Here is a 17,694-nt window from a genome sequence, read left to right as displayed (position 1 = left end):
CCCGTTCGGGAGCCGGGAGCCCGTCCCCTACAGCGCCTGCGGGAACGAGAAGAAGCGTTCCGGGTCGTACTGCCGCTTCACCTTCCCCAGGCGGTCCGCCGCGTCCCCGTAGTACGCCCTGCGCCAGTCGCGGAGCGTGGGGTCGGTGTAGTTCTGGTAGGCCGCGCCGGACGCGTAGGGCCGCATGGCGTCGTGGGCCGAGGTCAGCCAGGACTGGGCCGGGCCGCCGCTCGTGCCCGCCCGCCAGGAGGCGATGTACTGGGCCAGCATCCGGGAGCGGCGGTGCACGAAGGCCGTCGCCGTGGGGGAGACGCGGTTGACCGCCCCGCCGAGCGCGGTGAGCGCGATGCTGCCCGCCCCGCCCCGCACCGACCGCAGCTGCGCCAGCAGCGTGCCGATGCCGGCCGACGACAGGGAGCGGTCGAAGAAGTCCGAGCGGGCCGCGTACGTCTCCCGGCCGAGCGCGCCCCGCGGGGAGCGGCCCGGGGTGGAGCCCGGCAGGTGGCACTGGGCCTCCGTCGGGAAGGACGAGCAGCCGGCGTAGGCCTCCATGGCCTCCTCGTACGAGTGGCGCCGGAGCGAGACGCGGCTCGCGCGGGCGCCGATCGCGGCGGCCAGCCGGTCCACCGCGTTCTGCAGTTCGCCGTAGGTGCCCAGCGAGAACGCCGCCACGGACACCGCCGGAGTGCCGCCCGGGGTGCTCGCCAGGTGCAGCGAGGACCAGATCTCGTCCGGCTGGCCGGGACCCCACTCCTGCCACGCCCGCACCACCGCGGCCGCCCGTGCCCACGGCCAGGTCAGGTACGCCGACACGGCCTGCGGCGCGGGGTGGGTGCGGAACTCGAGTTCGGTCACCACGCCGAAGTTGCCGTTGCCCGCGCCGCGCAGCGCCCAGAAGAGGTCCTTGTTCTCGGTCGCGCTCGCGGTCAGCTGCCTGCCGTCCGCCGTGACCAGGGTCGCCCGGGTGAGGCTGTCGCAGGTCAGGCCGTAGGCCCGGGACACCACACCGTGGCCGCCGCCGAGCACCAGGCCCGAGACGCCCACGGTGGGGCAGGAGCCGGCGGGTACGGTCACGCCCTTCGCGGCGAGCCCCCGGTAGACGTCGATCAGCTTGGCGCCGGCGCCGACCACCGCCGAGCCGCCGCTCGCGCGGATCCGGTTCAGCCGGGAGACGTCGAGGATCAGCCGGCCGTCGCCGGACGACCAGCCCGCGTAGGAGTGGCCGCCGTTGCGGATGGACACGGGGACGTGGTGGGCGCGGGCGTACGACAGGACCGTGCGGATGTCGCCGGCGTGCGCCACGTACGCGACCGCCGCGGGGCGGAGGGTGTCGAAGCGGGTGTTGTAGAGCGTGCGGGCCGTCGTCCAGGAGGCGTCGCCCGGCCGGAGCAGGGTGCCGTCCAGCTCGCGGCCGAGGGCGGCCCAGTCGGCGGCCGCGGCCGCGCCGGCGGTCCTCAGCGGTGTGCGTGAGGAGGCGGACCTCCCCGTGGTGGTGCTCCGGCCCGTCGTGGCCGGCGCGCCCTGCGCGCCGCCGCCGCACGCGGCCGTGGCGATCGCCGCGGCCGCCGCGGCCCCGCCCCCGATGAACGCACGCCGTTCCATGTCCCCGCCCCTCCCCCGTCGGCTTCCGTGGATCGAGACGGAAACGGGTACCCGGGGGTTCCACGGCCCGCCGGAGACGGAGGGGAACAGGAGGCGTCGGGACCGGGGCGTGCCCTCCCCGTAAGCATTCCGTGACCTCACCGCACCGACGGCAGGGGTTCACCCCGCGTTCACTTCCGGCCATCGGCGGCTTCACCTCTTCTGCCTAATTTCGGCCGTACGCGGTGCTGATGCGCATGTCTGCGCGTCGGCGTCACTCACACTTCGCACGCCGCCGAATCAGGACGGCGGCTTCAGGAAGGAAATCCCTCAAGTGATGCTTCAGCGCAAGAACCGGCGGGCCCTCGCTCTCGGCGTCCTCGCCGTCTCCGGCGCCCTGGCCCTCACGGCGTGCGGCTCCGACAACAACAGCGGCGGCGGCAGCGGCAAGAGCTCCTCGGCCGCGGCGGCCCCGGGCAACATCAAGTGCGGCGACGCCCAGGGTCAGCTCCAGGCCTCCGGTTCCTCCGCGCAGAAGAACGCCATCGACGCCTGGAACACGCAGTACGGCCAGGCCTGCAAGGGGGTGCAGCTCAACTACAACCCGACCGGTTCGGGTGCGGGTATCACCGCCTTCCTGCAGGGCCAGACCGCGTTCGCCGGTTCGGACTCCCCGCTGAAGCCGGAGGAGATCGCCCAGTCGAAGAAGGTGTGCTCCGGCGGCCAGGCCATCGACCTGCCCATGGTCGGCGGCCCGATCGCGATCGGCTTCAACGTGCCGGGCGTGGACAACCTGGTCCTGGACCCGTCCACCCTCGCCAAGATCTTCAACGGCAAGATCGTTAACTGGAACGACGCGGCGATCAAGAAGCTGAACCCGAGCGCCAAGCTGCCCAACCTGAAGATCCAGGCGTTCCACCGCTCGGACGAGTCCGGCACCACGGACAACTTCACCAAGTACCTGATCGCCACCGCCAAGAGCGACTGGCCGTACTCGGGCGGCAAGGCCTGGCAGGCCAAGGGCGGCCAGTCCGCTCAGGGCTCCTCCGGCCTGGCGCAGCAGGTGAAGCAGACCGCGGGCGCGATCTCCTACTTCGAGCTCTCCTACGCCGCCGACGGCGTCAAGACCGTCGACCTGAAGACCGCCGCCGCCACCCCGGCCAAGGCCACCGTGGAGAACGCCACCAAGGCGATCTCCTCCGCCCAGGTCACCGGCACCGGCAAGGACCTCGCCCTGAAGCTCAACTACGAGCCCAAGGAGGACGGCGCCTACCCGCTGACCCTGGTCACCTACGAGATCGCCTGCGACAAGGGCAACAAGGCCGCGACCCTGCCGGCCGTCAAGTCCTTCCTCGCCTACACCGCGTCCGAGGAGGGTCAGAAGCTGCTGACCAACGCCTCCTACGCCCCGATCCCCGCCGAGATCATCTCCAAGGTCCGCACCACCATCGAGGGCCTGAGCTGATCCAGGAGTGCGGCCCGGCCCCCCGACCCTGATCGGGGCCGGGCCGCACCGTCCGGTGCACCGCCGCCAGGAGCCGAACGCGAGAACGGCTCCGCAGACCGGAGAACCCGATGGACATATCCACACAGCAATCCGACGCAGCTCCCCCGACGCCCCGGCCGGCCCCGGGCGCCCAGAAGCGCGCCGCCCGCGGCGCCACCCGACCCGGCGACCGGATCTTCCTCGGTCTCTCCCGCGGCTCGGGCATCGTGCTGCTGGTGATCATGGCCGCGATCGCGGTCTTCCTCACCTACCGTGCCTCCCTCGCCATCGGCAAGGACCACGCGAACTTCCTCACCACCTTCGAGTGGAACACCAACGTGCTGCCGCCCGAGTTCGGCATCGCGGTGCTGGCCTTCGGCACGGTCGTCTCCTCGATCGTCGCCATGGCCCTCGCGGTCCCGGTCGCCGTCGGTATCGCGCTCTTCCTCACGCACTACGCCCCGCGCCGGCTCAGCGGCCCGATCGCGTATGTGATCGACCTGCTGGCCGCCGTGCCGTCCATCGTCTACGGCCTGTGGGGCGCCCTCGTCCTGGTGCCGCACCTGGGCGGCCTGTACGCGTGGCTCGACGAGTACTTCGGCTGGACCGGCGTCCTTTCCTGGCAGGGCGGTGCCGCCCGCTCGCTGCTCACCGTCGGCATCCTGCTGGCGATCATGATCCTGCCGATCATCACCAACGTGAGCCGTGAGGTCTTCCGCCAGGTCCCGCGGATGCACGAGGAGGCCGCCCTGGCTCTCGGCGCCACGCGCTGGGAGGTCATCCGCATGTCGGTGCTGCCCTTCGGCCGCTCCGGCGTGATCTCCGCCTCGATGCTCGGCCTCGGCCGCGCCCTCGGCGAGACGATGGCCGTCGCGACCGTCCTCTCCCCGACCTTCGACATCAAGGCCAGCCTGCTCGACCCGGGCGGCGGCACGTTCGCCCAGAACATCGCGAGCAAGTTCAACGAGGCCACCGAGTTCGGCCAGGACGCGCTGATCGCCTCCGGCCTCGTCCTGTTCGTCATCACCCTGCTCGTCAACGGCGCGGCCCGCATGATCATCAACCGCCGCAAGGAGTACTCGGGGGCCAACGCATGACCACGCCAGCCGTCACCGACAAGCGCACCGGTTCCCTGCGCGGGGCGAGCCTGCCCAAGTGGTTCCCGGTGGCCGTCCTCGCGGGCTCCGTCGCCGTCGCCGTGGGCATCGGCCTGGGCACCGGCCTGCAGAGCAAGGCGCAGTGGGGCCTGATCGCGGCCGTGCTCGCGGTCCTCTCCACCTACGTCGTCGCGGCCCGCGTCGAGGGCCGCAGGCAGGCCCGGGACCGCATCGCGACCAGCCTCGTCTGGGTCTGCTTCCTCGTCGCCGTCGTCCCGCTGGCCTCCCTGATCTGGGAGACCGCCAAGCGCGGGGTGAAGGTCCTCGACGGGTACTTCCTGAGCCACTCCATGGCCGGCGTCGCCGACACCCAGCCGGGCGGCGGCATCTACCACGCCCTGCTCGGCACCCTGGAGCAGGTCGCCCTGGCCACCCTGATCGCCGTGCCGATCGGTGTGCTCACCGCGATCTACCTGGTGGAGTACGGCCGCGGCAGGCTCTCGCGGGCCATCACCTTCTTCGTCGACGTCATGACCGGCATCCCGTCGATCGTCGCCGGCCTCTTCGTCCTCAGCTTCTGGATCCTGATCCTCAAGATGGGCTACTCCGGCTTCGCCGGTTCGCTCGCCCTGTCGATCCTGATGATGCCCGTGGTGGTCCGCTCCACCGAGGAGATGCTCAAGCTCGTACCGAACGAGCTGCGCGAGGCCTCCCTCGCGCTGGGCGTCCCCAAGTGGCGCACCATCTTCAAGGTGGTGCTGCCGACCTCCGTCGGCGGCATCGTCACGGGCGTGATGCTCGCGATCGCGCGCATCACCGGTGAGACCGCACCCGTTCTGCTGCTGGTCTGGGGAACGCAGTTCATCAACACCAACCCCTTCAAGGACCCGCAGGCCTCGCTGCCGCTGTACATCTACCAGCAGTACGCGAACAGCTCGGGCTCCGGCGCGGCCTACGACCGTGCCTGGGCGGCGGCCCTCACCCTCATCGCCTTCGTGATGATCCTCAACCTGGTGGCCCGCGGCATCGCCCGCTGGAAGGCCCCGAAGACCGGTCGCTGACGCGGCCACTCAGCGACCGACGACTGGAAGTGAAGAAGTAGTCATGGCCAAGCGAATCGACGTCAGCGGACTCACCGCCTACTACGGCTCCCACAAGGCGATCGAGGACATCTCGATGACCGTCGAGCCGCGCTCGGTGACGGCGTTCATCGGACCGTCCGGATGCGGCAAGTCGACATTCCTGCGCACGCTCAACCGGATGCACGAGGTCACCCCGGGCGGCCGGGTCGAGGGCAAGGTGCTCCTCGACGACGAGGACCTGTACGGGGCCGGGGTCGACCCGGTCTCCGTCCGCCGCGAGGTGGGCATGGTCTTCCAGCGCCCGAACCCCTTCCCCACCATGTCGATCTTCGACAACGTGGCGGCGGGCCTGCGGCTGAACGGCAACCACCGCAAGAGCGAGCTCGGCGACATCGTGGAGAAGTCGCTCAAGGGCGCGAACCTCTGGAACGAGGTGAAGGACCGCCTCAACAAGCCCGGCTCGGGCCTGTCCGGCGGTCAGCAGCAGCGGCTGTGCATCGCCCGCGCGATCGCGGTCGAGCCCAAGGTGCTGCTCATGGACGAGCCCTGCTCGGCCCTGGACCCGATCTCGACGCTCGCCATCGAGGACCTGATCGGTGAGCTGAAGGAACGGTTCACGATCGTCATCGTGACGCACAACATGCAGCAGGCGGCGCGCGTCTCGGACCGTACGGCCTTCTTCAACCTGGCCGCGGTCGGCCAGCCCGGCCGGCTGATCGAGATCGACGACACCGAGCGGATCTTCTCCAACCCGTCCGTGCAGGCCACGGAGGACTACATCTCGGGCCGCTTCGGCTGATCGGCGGCCCGCCCGAGACCCTCGCGGTGCTGCATGGCGGTGCCACCGCGGGGACGCAGAAGGGCCCGCCCCCGGCTCCCGGGGGCGGGCCCGCTGTCGTGCCCGGCGGTCCGGCCCGCCGATCCCGCGGGATCGTCCGGCCGGTGCCGTCCTACAGGATCGCCAGGTCGATCAGCCAGAAGGTGCAGGCGGCCACGATCGCCGCCGCCGGCATGGTGATGAACCAGCCCAGGACGATGTTCTTGGCGACGCCCCAGCGCACCGCGTTCACCCGCTTCGTCGCGCCGACGCCCATGATCGCCGAGGTGATCACGTGCGTGGTCGAGATCGGCGCCTTGAACAGGAACGCCGTGGTGAACATGATCGACGCGCCCGTCGTCTCCGCCGCGAAGCCCTGCGGCGGGTCCAGCTCGATGATCTTGCGGCCGAGCGTCCGCATGATGCGCCAGCCGCCCGCGTAGGTGCCGAGCGACAGCATCAGCGCGGAGACCAGCTTCACCCACACCGGGATCGGGTCGCCGTAGTCCTCGACGTCGGCGATGACCAGGGCCATCACCACGACACCCATGGTCTTCTGGGCGTCCTGCAGGCCGTGGCCGAGCGCCATGCCGGCCGCGGACACCGTCTGCGCTATGCGGAAGCCGCGCTTGGCCTTGTGCGGGTTGGCCCGGCGGAAGATCCACATGATCGCGGTCATCACCAGGTAGCCGACGATCAGGCCGACGACGGGCGACAGGAACATCGGAGTGACGATCTTGTCCAGCACCCCGGACCAGTAGACCTGCGTACCGCCCGCGAGCGCCGCGCCCACCATGCCGCCGAACAGCGCGTGCGAGGAGGACGAGGGCAGGCCGAAGTACCAGGTGACCAGGTTCCAGACGATGGCGCCGAGCAGGGCCGCGAAGAGGATGCCCATGCCCTTGCCGCCGGTGGGCGTCGCGATCAGGCCTTCGCTGACCGTCTTGGCGACGCCGCTGCCGAGGAAGGCGCCGGCGAGGTTCATCACCGCCGCCATCGCCAGCGCCGCGCGCGGCGTGAGCGCACGCGTCGAGACCGAGGTGGCGATGGCGTTCGCCGAGTCGTGGAAGCCGTTGGTGTAGGCGAAGAAGAGCGCGACCAGGATGGTCAGGATGAGAGCGAAGGTGTCCATGGACGCCTCAGGACTCCTTGACCGCGATGGTCTCCACCGTGTTGGCCACGTGCTCGAAGGCGTCCGCCGCCTCCTCCAGCACGTCCACGATCTGCTTGAGCTTCAGCACCTCGATCGCGTCGTACTTGCCGTTGAACAGGTGCGCCAGCAGCTTGCGGTGGATCTGGTCCGCCTGGTTCTCCAGGCGGTTCACCTCGATCCAGTACTCGGTGAGGTTGTCCATGGTCCGCAGGTGCGGCATCGCCTCGGCGGTCAGCTCCGCCGCCCGCGCCAGGACCTCGATCTGCTGCTCGACGCCCTTGGGCAGTTCCTCGACGTTGTAGAGGACGACCAGGTCGACGGCCTCCTCCATGAAGTCCATGATGTCGTCGAGGGACGACGCGAGGGAGTAGATGTCCTCGCGGTCGAAGGGCGTGATGAAGGAGGAGTTCAGCTGGTGGAAGATCGCGTGCGTGGCGTCGTCACCGGCGTGTTCCGCTGCCCGCATACGCTCTGCGATCTCGGCCCGGGCGGAAGAGTCCGCCCCGAGCAGTTCCATCAGGAGCTTCGAGCCGGTGACGATGTTGTCCGCGGACGCGGCGAACATGTCGTAGAAGCTCGTCTCCCTGGGGGTCAGACGAAAGCGCACGTGGGGTCCTCAGGATGCTTCGGTTTCGGTCAGGGTGATGCTAAGCGCATCATCCGGCCACGGCTAAGGGGCCGTCCCCCAGTGTCGCCCATCGGGCACGGTGCTCCGCACGGGGGCGGTACCGGGGGCCGGTCCGGCCTCCGCGCTCGGCTTCGGCCACAGGGCGTATACCCAGCGAAGCCCGCTAGGATATACCCTGTGGGGGTATATGTCGGGGATCGTGTCGGGATCGTTCTGAGAGGGAGGCCGCTATGACGACCACCGAGGCCGGGGCGGCGGTGCCCTCCGAAGGCGCGGGCGACGTGGTGACGGACCACGACCGCGGCGTGCACGGCTACCACCAGCAGAAGGACGAGCACCTCAAGCGGCTGCGCCGGATCGAGGGCCAGATCCGCGGCCTGCAGCGGATGGTCGACGAGGACGTCTACTGCATCGACATACTCACCCAGGTGTCCGCCTCCACCAAGGCCCTGCAGTCCTTCGCCCTGCAGCTGCTGGAGGAGCACCTGCGCCACTGCGTCGCGGACGCGGCCCTCAAGGGCGGTACCGAGATCGACGCGAAGGTCGAGGAGGCGACGAAGGCGATCGGGCGGCTGCTGCGCACCTGAGCGCCGCACGGGCGCGTCCGCCCGGCATGCGGGTGGCCGGTTCTCGTCGCTCGGGGCGGCGTGCGTGCCGGACCGAGCGCGGGGCGGGCGCGCCGGGTCAGCCGCGCGGGGCGCCCGCGCGCTCCTCGGCCACCCTCAGCACCTCGTCGATGCTCTCCAGGCTGAGCCGCTCCTCGGCCGCCGAGGCGGCGATGATCAGCTCCCCGCACAGTTCGATCTCGGCGAGGGCCACGTGGTCCTGAACTGCCGTACCGCCGACCGGAGCCACGTGCGTCACCTCTTCTCTGCCGTCACCGACTTCCTAGGGTAGGGAGCGGCCCGCAGGGCGCGCATGGCACGGACGGGCTAGTTCGCCGGTCATTTCTCGGCGATCCGCCCGGCGTAGATGTCCCCCGCCTTCGGCAGCCGTACGGTCACGGGGGTCCCGAAGGCGTACAGCAGGGTCGTGGAGAAGACGGCGACCGTGCCCTGGCGCCGGCCGTTGACGAAGCTGAACCGGTGCCGGACCTTGCGGATGCGCCCCTGGTCGTCGAGGTAGACGTCGAACGGGACCGAGGCCGTGGCGAACCCTTTCGCCGCCGCCCGCAGGGCCGCCCCGCCGGCCGCGCCGGCGTTCTTCGCGGCCAGGGCGAGATCGGCGGTGCCCCGGTAGTGCCGCACCTCGACGCCCGCCAGCTCGGTCCTCCCCACGTACGTCGCCGTCCGCGTCCCGCGCAGCACCTCGGCGGCGGCGAACGGGTCGGTGGCGCCGCCGGTGACGAGATTGCCGTCGGACAGCGTGGCGGTCTCCACCCGCACCCACTTGTCGGCCGGCACACCGGCGCCGCGGTTCTTCATGAACAGCGCGCCCGGCGCGAGGAGTTCGGTGATCGGCCGGTGCGGGACGGTGCCGGCCGGGTCCTGCGGCAGCATCACCGTCAGCCGCCCGAGCTGCCCGCGGAAGTCGTAGGAACCCTCGCCGCGGATGGTCACCCGGGTGCCGCCGGTGGCCATCTCCATCGACGTGCGGGCCTGGGAGCTGCCCGCCGCCAGCAGGGTGTCCGGTGCCTGTCGCAGGGTCCGCACCGGGTCGGCCGCGGCGCGCGCGTCCTGAGCGGCGGCGCCGCCGCCGGCGCAGCCCGTGGCGCACGCACAGACCATCAGTCCCGCCGCGAGCACCGCCCCGCTCGCCCGCCGTCGCTGTCGCTCCGCCATCGCCTGCCTACCCCCAGCCGGTACGTCCGTCACGGGACCCCCTGTCGTTCCGGTTAACGACGGGTAGGGAGCCCCGTCACGCGGCGGAGCCGTCCGTCGCACGGGGATGGGAGCCGTTCACCCGGTGTGGGTACCGTGGGAGCGTGGCGCAGCAGGAGGGGCTCGGCCCTGACCGTGAGGATCAGGTTCACCGCACGACGACCGTCGAACAGGGCCGCTTCTGCGTGGCCCACTGTGTCTGCGGCTGGCGCGGTCCGGCCCGCCGGGCCCGCAGCCTGGCCCGCACGGACGCCCGGGGCCACGCGACGGAGCCCTGATCCGTCCGCGACCCTTCAGCGGCGGACGGAGCCCTGATCCGGTCCGGCCCCCTGGAGGGCGGAGCCCTGATCCGGTCCGGCCCCCGGCGGTCGGCCCTGAGTGCAGCCCCCCGCAGGGCGATCGGTCAGGCGTGGCGGAAGGTGGCCAGCAGGTCGTCCACGAGGTCGCGGTCGCGGTACTGGGTCAGGCGGCCGCGGGCGGCGGCGGGGGAGAGCCACAGCACGCGGTCCACCTCGTCGCTGGGGGTGAAGCGGCCGCCGGTGGCCTCGGCCGCCCAGTAACGGACCCGTTTGGGACGCCCGCCCGCCATGTACCGCACGGCGCGCAGCTCGGCGCCGGGCGCGGCGGTGTGCCCGGTCTCCTCCTCGACCTCGCGCAGGGCACCGGCGAGCGGGTCCTCGCCCCGTTTGAGCTTGCCCTTGGGCCAGGACCAGTCGTCGTACTTGGGCCGGTGCACCAGGCACACCTCGAGCGTGCCGTCCACCGGGGAACGGCGCCACAGGACGCACCCGGACGCCCGGACGACGGTGTCCTTCGCGGGACTCACCGGTAGCTCACCGCCTCCTCAGGGAGCGCTGACCGTCTGCTTCTGCCAGGACTGCTGGAAGGCGAACCGCGCCGCCTCGACCTCGTGCCGCTGGTCGGCGTGGAGCACGCCGAGCGCGTACGCGGTGGCCGGGGCGATCCGCGGGGTGCGGGCCGCCGCGGCCGCGGCGGCCGCCGCCTCCGAGGCGTCACGGTGCCGGTCGAGCGCCTGGGCGGCCTCCGGCAGCCGTACGTCGGCGGGCGCGCTGTCGCCGTGCAGTACCTCGCGGGCGTACCGGTACAGGCGCAGCAGCAGGCGGACCTGGTGCCAGGGCGCGTCCTGCGGGTGCGGGGACGGGTCCGGGGACAGGCCGTGGATCAGCGCCTCCGCGTTGTACGGGCTGCCCGCGGTGAGCAGCGGCAGCGCCGCGACCGCGTCCGCCAGCCGCTCCCGCGCGGCGGCGGCGAGCGGGCGCAGGTCGGCGGTGGCCGCGCCGGGGACCAGGGGGACGTCGCTGGCGAGTACGGCGACCTTGTCGGCGACCGCGTGGAAGCGGGAGGAGCCGAGGGCCTGGAGGGCGGTGGAGTGCGCCCGGGTCCGGGCCAGGGTCAGCTGACGGTCGAGCAGGGCGCCCGCCTTCGCCGCGCCGACGGTCAGGCTGCCGCGGTCCGGCGCCGGGGCAGCGGCGCGGTGGCCGCCGGGCGCCTCCGCCGGGGTCGTCGAGCCGGGGACGGCCCCGGGGCCCGTCCGGGCCACGGCGGCGCCGAGCGCGCCCATCGGCTGGGCGGGCAGGGCCGCCGACCCCGACAGCCGGTGCAGGGCCAGCAACAGCCGCTCCAGGCGGGCCTGGTAGGCGTGCTCACGGGCCAAGGTGCCCGACAGCCAGGCCAGTTCGGGCCGCATCTCCTCCGCCCAGCCCTCCTCCAGCAGGGGGCGGAAGGTGTGCAGGCTGCCGCTGATGCGGCGGGCCGAGCGGCGCAGGGCGCACGCCGCGTCGACGGTCTCCGCGGAGCCGTTGCCCGCCGGGCCGTGGTCCGCCGTCCGCGCCTCGGCGCGGGACGGGGATCCGCCGCCGGGGCCCGCCTGGCGGTGCAGGCGCAGCGCGCGGAGGAACTCCGTGGCCTGCGCCCGCAGATAGGCCGCGAGAGCGTCGGTGGGGACCGGCCCGGCGGTGGGGTCCGTCGGGTCAGGGTGTTGCATTGCCACGCCGGCGCCTCCGGGCGTCTATGAGCATCTCCTGGATATTCCGCAGGGGTTGTCCCTCGGCGTCGGTCGCGTGCCGGGTCCAGTCGCCGTCCGGGCCGAGGTGCCAGGAGGCGGTGGTGTCGGACATGCCGGTCTCGAGGAGCCGGTTGAGCGACGCCCGGTGCGCCGGGTCGACGACGCGGACCAGGGCCTCTATGCGGCGGTCGAGGTTGCGGTGCATCATGTCGGCGCTGCCGATCCACACCTCGGGCTCGCCGCCGTTGCCGAAGGCGAACACCCGGGAGTGCTCCAGGAAGCGGCCGAGGATGGACCGGACGCGGATGTTCTCCGACAGCCCGGTGACTCCGGGGCGCACGGCGCAGATGCCGCGCACCCAGACGTCGACGGGCACCCCTGCCTGCGACGCGCCGTACAGCGCGTCGACGACGGCCTCGTCGACCATCGAGTTGACCTTGATGCGGATGAAGGCGGGACGCCCGGCACGGTGGTGCTGGACCTCCTTGTTGATCCGCGCGACCAGGCCGTCCCGCAGGGACTTGGGGGCGACCAGCAGCCGGCGGTAGGTCTCGCGGCGCGAGTAGCCCGAGAGCCGGTTGAACAGGTCGGACAGGTCGGCGCCCACCTGCGGGTCGGCGGTCAGCAGGCCGAGGTCCTCGTAGAGGCGGGCCGTCTTCGGGTGGTAGTTGCCGGTGCCGACATGGCTGTAGCGGCGGAGGGTCTCGCCCTCCTGGCGGACCACCAGGGACAGCTTGCAGTGCGTCTTCAGGCCGACCAGGCCGTACACGACGTGGCAGCCGGCCTCCTCCAGCTTGCGCGCCCACTTGATGTTGGCGTGCTCGTCGAAGCGGGCCTTGATCTCGACCAGGACGAGGACCTGCTTGCCGGACTCGGCCGCGTCGATGAGCGCGTCGACTATGGGGGAGTCGCCCGAGGTCCGGTACAGGGTCTGCTTGATCGCCAGCACGTCCGGGTCGCCGGCGGCCTGCTCCAGGAACGCCTGGACGGAGGTCGAGAAGGAGTCGTACGGGTGGTGCAGCAGCACGTCCCGGCTGCGCAGCGCGGCGAAGATGTCCGGCGCGGAGGCCGACTCGACCTCGGCGAGGTCGCGGTGGGTGCCGGCGACGAACTTCGGGTACTTCAGCTCGGGCCGGTCGAGGCTGTGGATGCGGAAGAGGCCGGTGAGGTCCAGGGGACCCGGCAGCGGGTACACCTCGGCCTCGCTGATCTTCAGCTCGCGCACCAGCAGGTCGAGGACCTCGCGGTCGATGGACTCCTCGACCTCCAGGCGGACCGGCGGCCCGAAGCGGCGCCGCATGAGCTCCTTCTCCAGCGCCTGGAGCAGGTTCTCCGCGTCGTCCTCCTCGACCTCCAGGTCCTCGTTGCGGGTGAGCCGGAAGGCGTGGTGCTCGAGCACCTCCATGCCCGGGAACAGCTCCTCCAGGTGGGCGGCGATGACGTCCTCGACGGGGACGTAGCGGCCCGGGGAGCTCTCCAGGAAGCGGGACAGCAGCGGCGGCACCTTGACGCGGGCGAAGTGGCGGTGGCCGGTGACCGGGTTCCGTACGACCACGGCCAGGTTCAGGGACAGGCCGGAGATGTACGGGAAGGGGTGCGCGGGGTCGACCGCCAGCGGGGTGAGCACCGGGAAGATCTGGTGCCGGAAGAGCGTGAAGAGGCGGGCCTGCTCCTTCTCGGTCAGCTCGCTCCAGCGGACCAGGTGGATGCCCTCCTCCGCGAGGGCGGGGGCGACGTCCTCGTGGTAGCAGGCGGCGTGCCGGGCCATGAGCTCGCGGGAGCGGGCCCAGATCATCTCCAGCACCTCGCGGGGCTGGAGGCCGGAGGCGGAGCGGGTGGCGACCCCGGTGGCGATCCGGCGCTTCAGGCCGGCCACCCGGACCATGAAGAACTCGTCCAGGTTGCTGGCGAAGATCGCGAGGAAGTTGGCCCGCTCCAGGAGGGGCGTGTTCGGGTCCTCGGCGAGTTCGAGGACGCGCTCGTTGAAGGCGAGCCAGCTGCGCTCCCGGTCGAGGAAACGACCCTGTGGCAGCTGTACCCCGTCTACCTGCGACTCCTCGTAACCGTCGAGGTCGGCATCGATGTCGGGTTCCAGGTCGGAGACCGCCGCCGCCACGGTGTGCGGGCGGTGGGCGGCTATGGAGCCCACGGAGGGCTGCGGGTGCTGGACCTGTGCCTGGGTGTCTGGCTGGCTCATGAACCCATTCTTCCGCGCCGGGCGGAAGACAGGCGCGTCGGAGGCCGCGGGCGGGAGCACGGCGGCGGGGGACCCCCCGGCCTGCCGGGGCCGCGAGTGGGCGGGAGCGGTCCCGTTCCCCGTGGCGCCCTCGGGGGGCGGCGAAGGCTCTGGCGCGGCGGGCTTCATTGCCCGAGCGTCGCAAGCTCGTCTGAATCGATGGTTACGGAGACATGACGTGCGGGATAGCGGGGGGCGGCCCCGGGGCGTCCCCGCCACCCCGCCCGGCGGCGTCCGGCCCCGGCCGCCCCCGTCGAAGGGCGGGGCGGGGAAAGGGCGTTCAGGTCGTACGGCGGTGGGGTGGGGCGGTGGGGCCGCCTGGGGGACCGGGCGGGGGCTGCCGGGCCGGTCGGGTCACCGGCCAGGTCTCCGGGCAGCGATCCGCGCGGAGAGCCCGGGCAGGGCTCCGGTCAGGTCTCCGTCCGGTACATCAGATCGGTCTCGTAGGTGCTGAACCCCAGCCGCTCGTAAACGGAGACCGCCGCCTTGTTGTCGGCGTCGACGTACAGCATCGCCGTCGGCAGGCCCTGCGCGGCCAGGTGCCGCAGCCCGATCACGGTCAGGGCCCGGCCGAGGCCGCCACCCTGGGCGCCGGGGCGCACGCCGAGCACGTACACCTCGCCGAGGCGCTCGTCCGCGTGCACCTTCGTCCAGTGGAAGCCGATCACCCGGCCCTCCCGCTCGGCCAGGAAGAACCCCTGCGGATCGAACCAGGCCTCCGCCTCGCGTGCGTCGAGGTCCCGCTGGGTGAGCGAGCCCTGCTCGGGGTGGTGGGCGAAGGCCTCGGCGTTGACGGCGAGCCACGCGGCGTCGTCCTCGCCGGGGACGAAGGTCCGTACGGTCACGCCCTCGGGGAGCGGCGGCTCGGGCAGGTCGAAGTCGGTGAGCGAACGCCGCATCTGGCGCAGCTCACGGAAGAGGGTGAGCCCGAGGACCTGCGCGAGGTGCCGGGCGGCGGAGTGCCCGCCGTGCGCCCACACCCGCAGCCGCTTGCCCGAGGCGGCGAGCAGGGCGGAGCCGAGCACCCGCCCGTGGCCGTGCCCGCGGTGCGCCGGGTGGACGACCAGCTCGGCGGCGGGCGCCTCCACGGGATCGGTGTCCTCCAGCTGCGCGTACCCCACGAGCTCGCCGTCGACGGTGAGCAGCATGTGGGACACGCCCTCGCGGGCGCCGCCGCGCAGCTGGAGCCGGCCCTGCTCGGACACCGCCTGCTGGCCGTCGTTGCGGGCGGCCGCCGCCAGCAGGCCGAGCACGGCGTCGGCCTGGTCCGGGGAGAGCACGGAGCAGGTGTCCAATGAGCGGGCGATCGGTGCGGTGTCGTCGCTGGTCATGCGTACGAGAGTAAGGGTGCGCCGCCCGCCCGGGGAGAAGCGGCTCGTCGGCCGCCGGAGGCCACCGGCCGCAGGACCCGTCCCACGTCGCACCGCGCTCCGCCCCGCCTCGCCGGCAACGTCGGGCCCACCCCCCAACCGGCCGGCACATTCCCGCACATCGAGCGCCGGCCCCAGGCGCCCGAGTACCCGCTGACCTCAGGCGGCCGTGCCGTACGGCCCCTCCGGGGGCGGGGTGGGGGCGCCCGGCAGGCGTACCGTCGCCACCGTGCCGCCGCCCGGCGCCGGTGCCAGGGAGACCTCGCCGCCGGCCTGCTGGACGGTGCGGGCGACGATGGACAGGCCCAGGCCCGAGCCCGGCAGGGCCCGCGCGCTCGGTGAGCGCCAGAAGCGGTCGAAGACATGGGGGAGTTCGTCGGCGGGGATGCCCGGCCCGTGGTCGCGGACGGTGAGCACGCCCTCGTCCAGGACCACCTCGACCACACCGCCCTCCGGGCTGAACTTCACCGCGTTGTCGAGGATGTTGACCACCGCCCGCTCCATCGCGGACGGCTCCGCCCGGACGAACCAGGGGCTCAGGTCCGCCGTGATCGTCAGCTCCGGCCCGCGCAGCCGGGCCCGGCGCAGCGCGTCCTCCACGGTGTCCTGGAAGGCGATCAGCTGGACCCGCTCGCCCCGCTGCCCCTCCGCACGCGACAGCTCCTGGAGGTCGCCGATCAGCGAGGCGAGCTCCGTCATCTGCGCCTTCACCGAGGCGAGCAGCGCCTTGCGGTCGGCCTCCGGGATCGGGCGGCCGGTCTCCTCGCTGCGGGTGAGCAGTTCGATGTTGGTGCGGAGCGAGGTGAGCGGGGTGCGCAGCTCGTGGCCCGCGTCCGCGATGAGCTGCTGCTGCAGCTCGCGGGAGCTGGCCAGCGCCGACGTCATCGAGTTGAAGGAGCGGGACAGCCGGGCGATCTCGTCCTCGCTGTCGTCCTCCACGGGGATCCGGATGGTCAGGTCCTCGGTCCGGGCGACGTGCTCCACCGCCTCGGTCAGCTTGTCGACCGGCCGCAGCCCGGCGCGCGCCACCGCGAGACCGGCGGCACCGGCCCCGAGGACGCCGACGCCGGAGACGACGAGGAGCAGCAGGGCGAGGTCGTCGAGTGTCTTCTCGGTGTCCTTGAGGGACAGCCCGATGGTGAACACGGCATTGGGATACGGCCGCAGGTCTTGGCCGCCCTCCAGGGGGATGGCGAGGACCGCCACCCGCACGTCGTTGCCCTCGCTGTCGGTGCTGTTGTGGAAGGTGCGCACGCTGAGGTCGGGATCGGCGGCCGCCGCCCGGTCCGTGCGCGTGACCTTCAGGACGCCCTCGGACTGGGGCAGGACACAGGCCTTGCCGTCCGCCCTCACCAGCTGCATGTAGAAGTACGACGGCCTGCCGCCGGAGTCGCCCGCCGCCGTCGGGGGGCAGCTGGTCAGCAGCGCCGTCACATAGGGCGTGTCGTCCAGCAGCTGCCGGGTGTTGGCGCTCGCGAGCCGGTTCTCGACCTCGTCGTACAGCCTGCTCCGCACGATGAACCAGCACGTGACCGAGACCGCGGCCACCGCGAAGGCCACCGCCGCCGCGACCAGCAGCGCCAGCCGGGACCGGATGGGCAGCGAGCGCAGCCGACGTACCGCGTGCCTCACTCCGCGCCGCCCTGCCGCAGGACGTAACCCACGCCCCGCACGGTGTGCACGAGGCGTGGCTCGCCGCCGGACTCGGTCTTGCGGCGCAGGTACATCACGTACACGTCGAGCGAGTTCGACGAGGGCTCGAAGTCGAAGCCCCAGACCGCCTTCAGGATCTGCTCCCGGGTGAGCACCTGGCGCGGGTGCGCCAGGAACATCTCCAGCAGGGTGAACTCCGTGCGGGTCAGTTCCACCGGCCGCCCGTCGCGGGTGACCTCGCGGGTGGTGAGGTCCATGCGCAGGTCGGCGAAGGACAGCACGTTCGTGTCGTCGGCCACGCCCGCCGCGCCCGCCGCGTAGGAGCTGCGCCGCAGCAGCGCGCGGATCCGGGCGAACAGCTCGTCCAGCTCGAACGGCTTGACCAGGTAGTCGTCGGCGCCGGCGTCGAGCCCGGTGACCCGGTCGCCGACCGTGTCGCGGGCCGTCAGCATCAGGATGGGGGTCATGTCCCCGGTGCCGCGGATGCGGCGGGCGGCGGTCAGGCCGTCCATGCGGGGCATCTGGATGTCGAGGACCACCAGGTCCGGCCGGTAGACGGCCGCCTTCTCCAGCGCGTCCGCGCCGTCCACGGCCACCTCGGTGCCGTACCCCTCGAAGGCGAGGCTGCGCTCGAGCGCTTCGCGTACGGCGGGCTCGTCGTCGACGATCAGGATGCGCTGGGGGTCACGGTCGCCATCGGCGGGGCTCATCGCTCGCGTTTCCTCGGGTGCGGTGGGGGCGTGGG

General features: G+C 72.3%; 17 protein-coding genes. 6 read left to right on the top strand and 11 right to left on the bottom strand.

All coding sequences use genetic code 11. The annotated features are described in order from the left end of the window. Nucleotides 1–27 precede the first annotated feature (27 nt). Nucleotides 28–1,602 carry an FAD-binding oxidoreductase gene (locus ACIPM1_RS21745; protein ID WP_402437094.1) on the bottom strand — a complete coding sequence of 525 codons (1,575 nt, stop codon included), beginning with the start codon at nucleotides 1,600–1,602 and terminating at the stop codon, nucleotides 28–30. A 313-nt stretch (nucleotides 1,603–1,915) separates the two neighbouring features. On the opposite strand from ACIPM1_RS21745, the gene pstS reads away from it, so the two are divergent. The 4 genes from pstS (at nucleotide 1,916) to pstB (ending at nucleotide 6,045) form a co-directional block, all read left to right on the top strand. Continuing rightward, on the top strand, nucleotides 1,916–3,046 hold the full coding sequence (gene pstS, locus ACIPM1_RS21740) for a phosphate ABC transporter substrate-binding protein PstS (RefSeq protein WP_402437092.1): 1,131 nt from the start codon (nucleotides 1,916–1,918) through the stop codon (nucleotides 3,044–3,046). A gap of 110 nt (nucleotides 3,047–3,156) precedes the next feature. Beyond that, nucleotides 3,157–4,164, top strand: coding sequence for a phosphate ABC transporter permease subunit PstC (pstC, locus tag ACIPM1_RS21735; RefSeq protein WP_402437090.1), 1,008 nt, complete (start codon nucleotides 3,157–3,159; stop codon nucleotides 4,162–4,164). Further along, nucleotides 4,161–5,225, top strand: coding sequence for a phosphate ABC transporter permease PstA (gene pstA, locus ACIPM1_RS21730; protein WP_402437088.1), 1,065 nt, complete (start codon nucleotides 4,161–4,163; stop codon nucleotides 5,223–5,225). Before pstC ends, pstA begins: the two co-directional genes overlap by 4 nt. Nucleotides 5,226–5,268: 43 nt before the next feature. Next, complete coding sequence (gene pstB / locus ACIPM1_RS21725) at nucleotides 5,269–6,045, top strand: phosphate ABC transporter ATP-binding protein PstB (RefSeq protein WP_402437086.1); 777 nt, start codon at nucleotides 5,269–5,271, stop codon at nucleotides 6,043–6,045. 151 nt (nucleotides 6,046–6,196) lie between these two features. Here the strand turns inward: pstB and ACIPM1_RS21720 are convergent, their stop codons facing one another. Next, a complete protein-coding gene (locus ACIPM1_RS21720; protein ID WP_356186477.1) occupies nucleotides 6,197–7,195 on the bottom strand; it encodes an inorganic phosphate transporter in 999 nt (332 codons plus the stop codon). Between the two features lie 7 nt (nucleotides 7,196–7,202). After that, nucleotides 7,203–7,823: a DUF47 domain-containing protein gene (locus ACIPM1_RS21715; RefSeq protein WP_028797706.1), complete on the bottom strand. Its 621-nt coding sequence runs from the start codon at nucleotides 7,821–7,823 to the stop codon at nucleotides 7,203–7,205. Nucleotides 7,824–8,074: 251 nt separating this feature from the next. On the opposite strand from ACIPM1_RS21715, the gene ACIPM1_RS21710 reads away from it, so the two are divergent. After that, nucleotides 8,075–8,431, top strand: coding sequence for a metal-sensitive transcriptional regulator (locus ACIPM1_RS21710; protein ID WP_356186475.1), 357 nt, complete (start codon nucleotides 8,075–8,077; stop codon nucleotides 8,429–8,431). Nucleotides 8,432–8,528: 97 nt separating this feature from the next. Here the strand turns inward: ACIPM1_RS21710 and ACIPM1_RS21705 are convergent, their stop codons facing one another. Both ACIPM1_RS21705 and ACIPM1_RS21700 read right to left on the bottom strand, forming a co-directional pair. Continuing rightward, nucleotides 8,529–8,708, bottom strand: coding sequence for a hypothetical protein (locus ACIPM1_RS21705; protein WP_356186474.1), 180 nt, complete (start codon nucleotides 8,706–8,708; stop codon nucleotides 8,529–8,531). Nucleotides 8,709–8,788: 80 nt separating this feature from the next. Continuing rightward, nucleotides 8,789–9,625, bottom strand: coding sequence for a hypothetical protein (locus tag ACIPM1_RS21700; RefSeq protein ID WP_402437083.1), 837 nt, complete (start codon nucleotides 9,623–9,625; stop codon nucleotides 8,789–8,791). Between the two features lie 143 nt (nucleotides 9,626–9,768). On the opposite strand from ACIPM1_RS21700, the gene ACIPM1_RS21695 reads away from it, so the two are divergent. Next, on the top strand, nucleotides 9,769–9,942 hold the full coding sequence (locus ACIPM1_RS21695) for a hypothetical protein (RefSeq protein ID WP_356186468.1): 174 nt from the start codon (nucleotides 9,769–9,771) through the stop codon (nucleotides 9,940–9,942). A 125-nt stretch (nucleotides 9,943–10,067) separates the two neighbouring features. On the opposite strand, the gene ACIPM1_RS21690 is transcribed toward ACIPM1_RS21695, so the two are convergent. From ACIPM1_RS21690 to ACIPM1_RS21665, 6 genes are all read right to left on the bottom strand, one after another. Continuing rightward, on the bottom strand, nucleotides 10,068–10,490 hold the full coding sequence (locus ACIPM1_RS21690) for an NUDIX hydrolase (protein ID WP_356186465.1): 423 nt from the start codon (nucleotides 10,488–10,490) through the stop codon (nucleotides 10,068–10,070). An 18-nt stretch (nucleotides 10,491–10,508) separates the two neighbouring features. Continuing rightward, nucleotides 10,509–11,675 (bottom strand): CHAD domain-containing protein, encoded by a 1,167-nt coding sequence (locus ACIPM1_RS21685; protein WP_402437080.1) that lies wholly within the window; start codon nucleotides 11,673–11,675, stop codon nucleotides 10,509–10,511. Next, nucleotides 11,656–13,887, bottom strand: coding sequence for an RNA degradosome polyphosphate kinase (locus tag ACIPM1_RS21680; protein WP_356186460.1), 2,232 nt, complete (start codon nucleotides 13,885–13,887; stop codon nucleotides 11,656–11,658). The genes ACIPM1_RS21685 and ACIPM1_RS21680 overlap by 20 nt, the downstream gene beginning before the upstream one ends. A 449-nt stretch (nucleotides 13,888–14,336) precedes the next feature. Continuing rightward, nucleotides 14,337–15,257 (bottom strand): mycothiol synthase, encoded by a 921-nt coding sequence (gene mshD / locus ACIPM1_RS21675; protein WP_402437077.1) that lies wholly within the window; start codon nucleotides 15,255–15,257, stop codon nucleotides 14,337–14,339. Nucleotides 15,258–15,455: 198 nt separating this feature from the next. Continuing rightward, entirely contained in the window at nucleotides 15,456–16,928 is a 1,473-nt protein-coding gene (locus tag ACIPM1_RS21670) for a sensor histidine kinase (protein WP_402437075.1), read from the bottom strand. Further along, nucleotides 16,925–17,659 (bottom strand): response regulator transcription factor, encoded by a 735-nt coding sequence (locus ACIPM1_RS21665; RefSeq protein WP_402437073.1) that lies wholly within the window; start codon nucleotides 17,657–17,659, stop codon nucleotides 16,925–16,927. The genes ACIPM1_RS21670 and ACIPM1_RS21665 overlap by 4 nt, the downstream gene beginning before the upstream one ends. Nucleotides 17,660–17,694: the final 35 nt, after the last annotated feature.

This window comes from Streptomyces sp. NPDC086766, from assembly GCF_044746005.1.
GTDB lineage: Bacteria > Actinomycetota > Actinomycetes > Streptomycetales > Streptomycetaceae > Streptomyces.
This window is presented reverse-complemented; position numbering and strand designations above follow the sequence as displayed.

Bases quoted from the DNA above. Each gene is read 5' to 3' on its own strand.
- pstC (WP_402437090.1), top strand. From the start codon at position 3,157: ATGGACATATCCACACAGCAATCCGACGCAGCTCCCCCGACGCCCCGG.
- ACIPM1_RS21710 (WP_356186475.1), top strand. From the start codon at position 8,075: ATGACGACCACCGAGGCCGGGGCGGCGGTGCCCTCCGAAGGCGCGGGC.
- ACIPM1_RS21700 (WP_402437083.1), bottom strand. From the start codon at position 9,625: ATGGCGGAGCGACAGCGACGGCGGGCGAGCGGGGCGGTGCTCGCGGCG.
- ACIPM1_RS21745 (WP_402437094.1), bottom strand. From the start codon at position 1,602: ATGGAACGGCGTGCGTTCATCGGGGGCGGGGCCGCGGCGGCCGCGGCG.
- ACIPM1_RS21665 (WP_402437073.1), bottom strand. From the start codon at position 17,659: ATGAGCCCCGCCGATGGCGACCGTGACCCCCAGCGCATCCTGATCGTC.
- ACIPM1_RS21680 (WP_356186460.1), bottom strand. From the start codon at position 13,887: ATGAGCCAGCCAGACACCCAGGCACAGGTCCAGCACCCGCAGCCCTCC.
- ACIPM1_RS21720 (WP_356186477.1), bottom strand. From the start codon at position 7,195: ATGGACACCTTCGCTCTCATCCTGACCATCCTGGTCGCGCTCTTCTTC.
- pstA (WP_402437088.1), top strand. From the start codon at position 4,161: ATGACCACGCCAGCCGTCACCGACAAGCGCACCGGTTCCCTGCGCGGG.
- mshD (WP_402437077.1), bottom strand. From the start codon at position 15,257: ATGACCAGCGACGACACCGCACCGATCGCCCGCTCATTGGACACCTGC.
- pstB (WP_402437086.1), top strand. From the start codon at position 5,269: ATGGCCAAGCGAATCGACGTCAGCGGACTCACCGCCTACTACGGCTCC.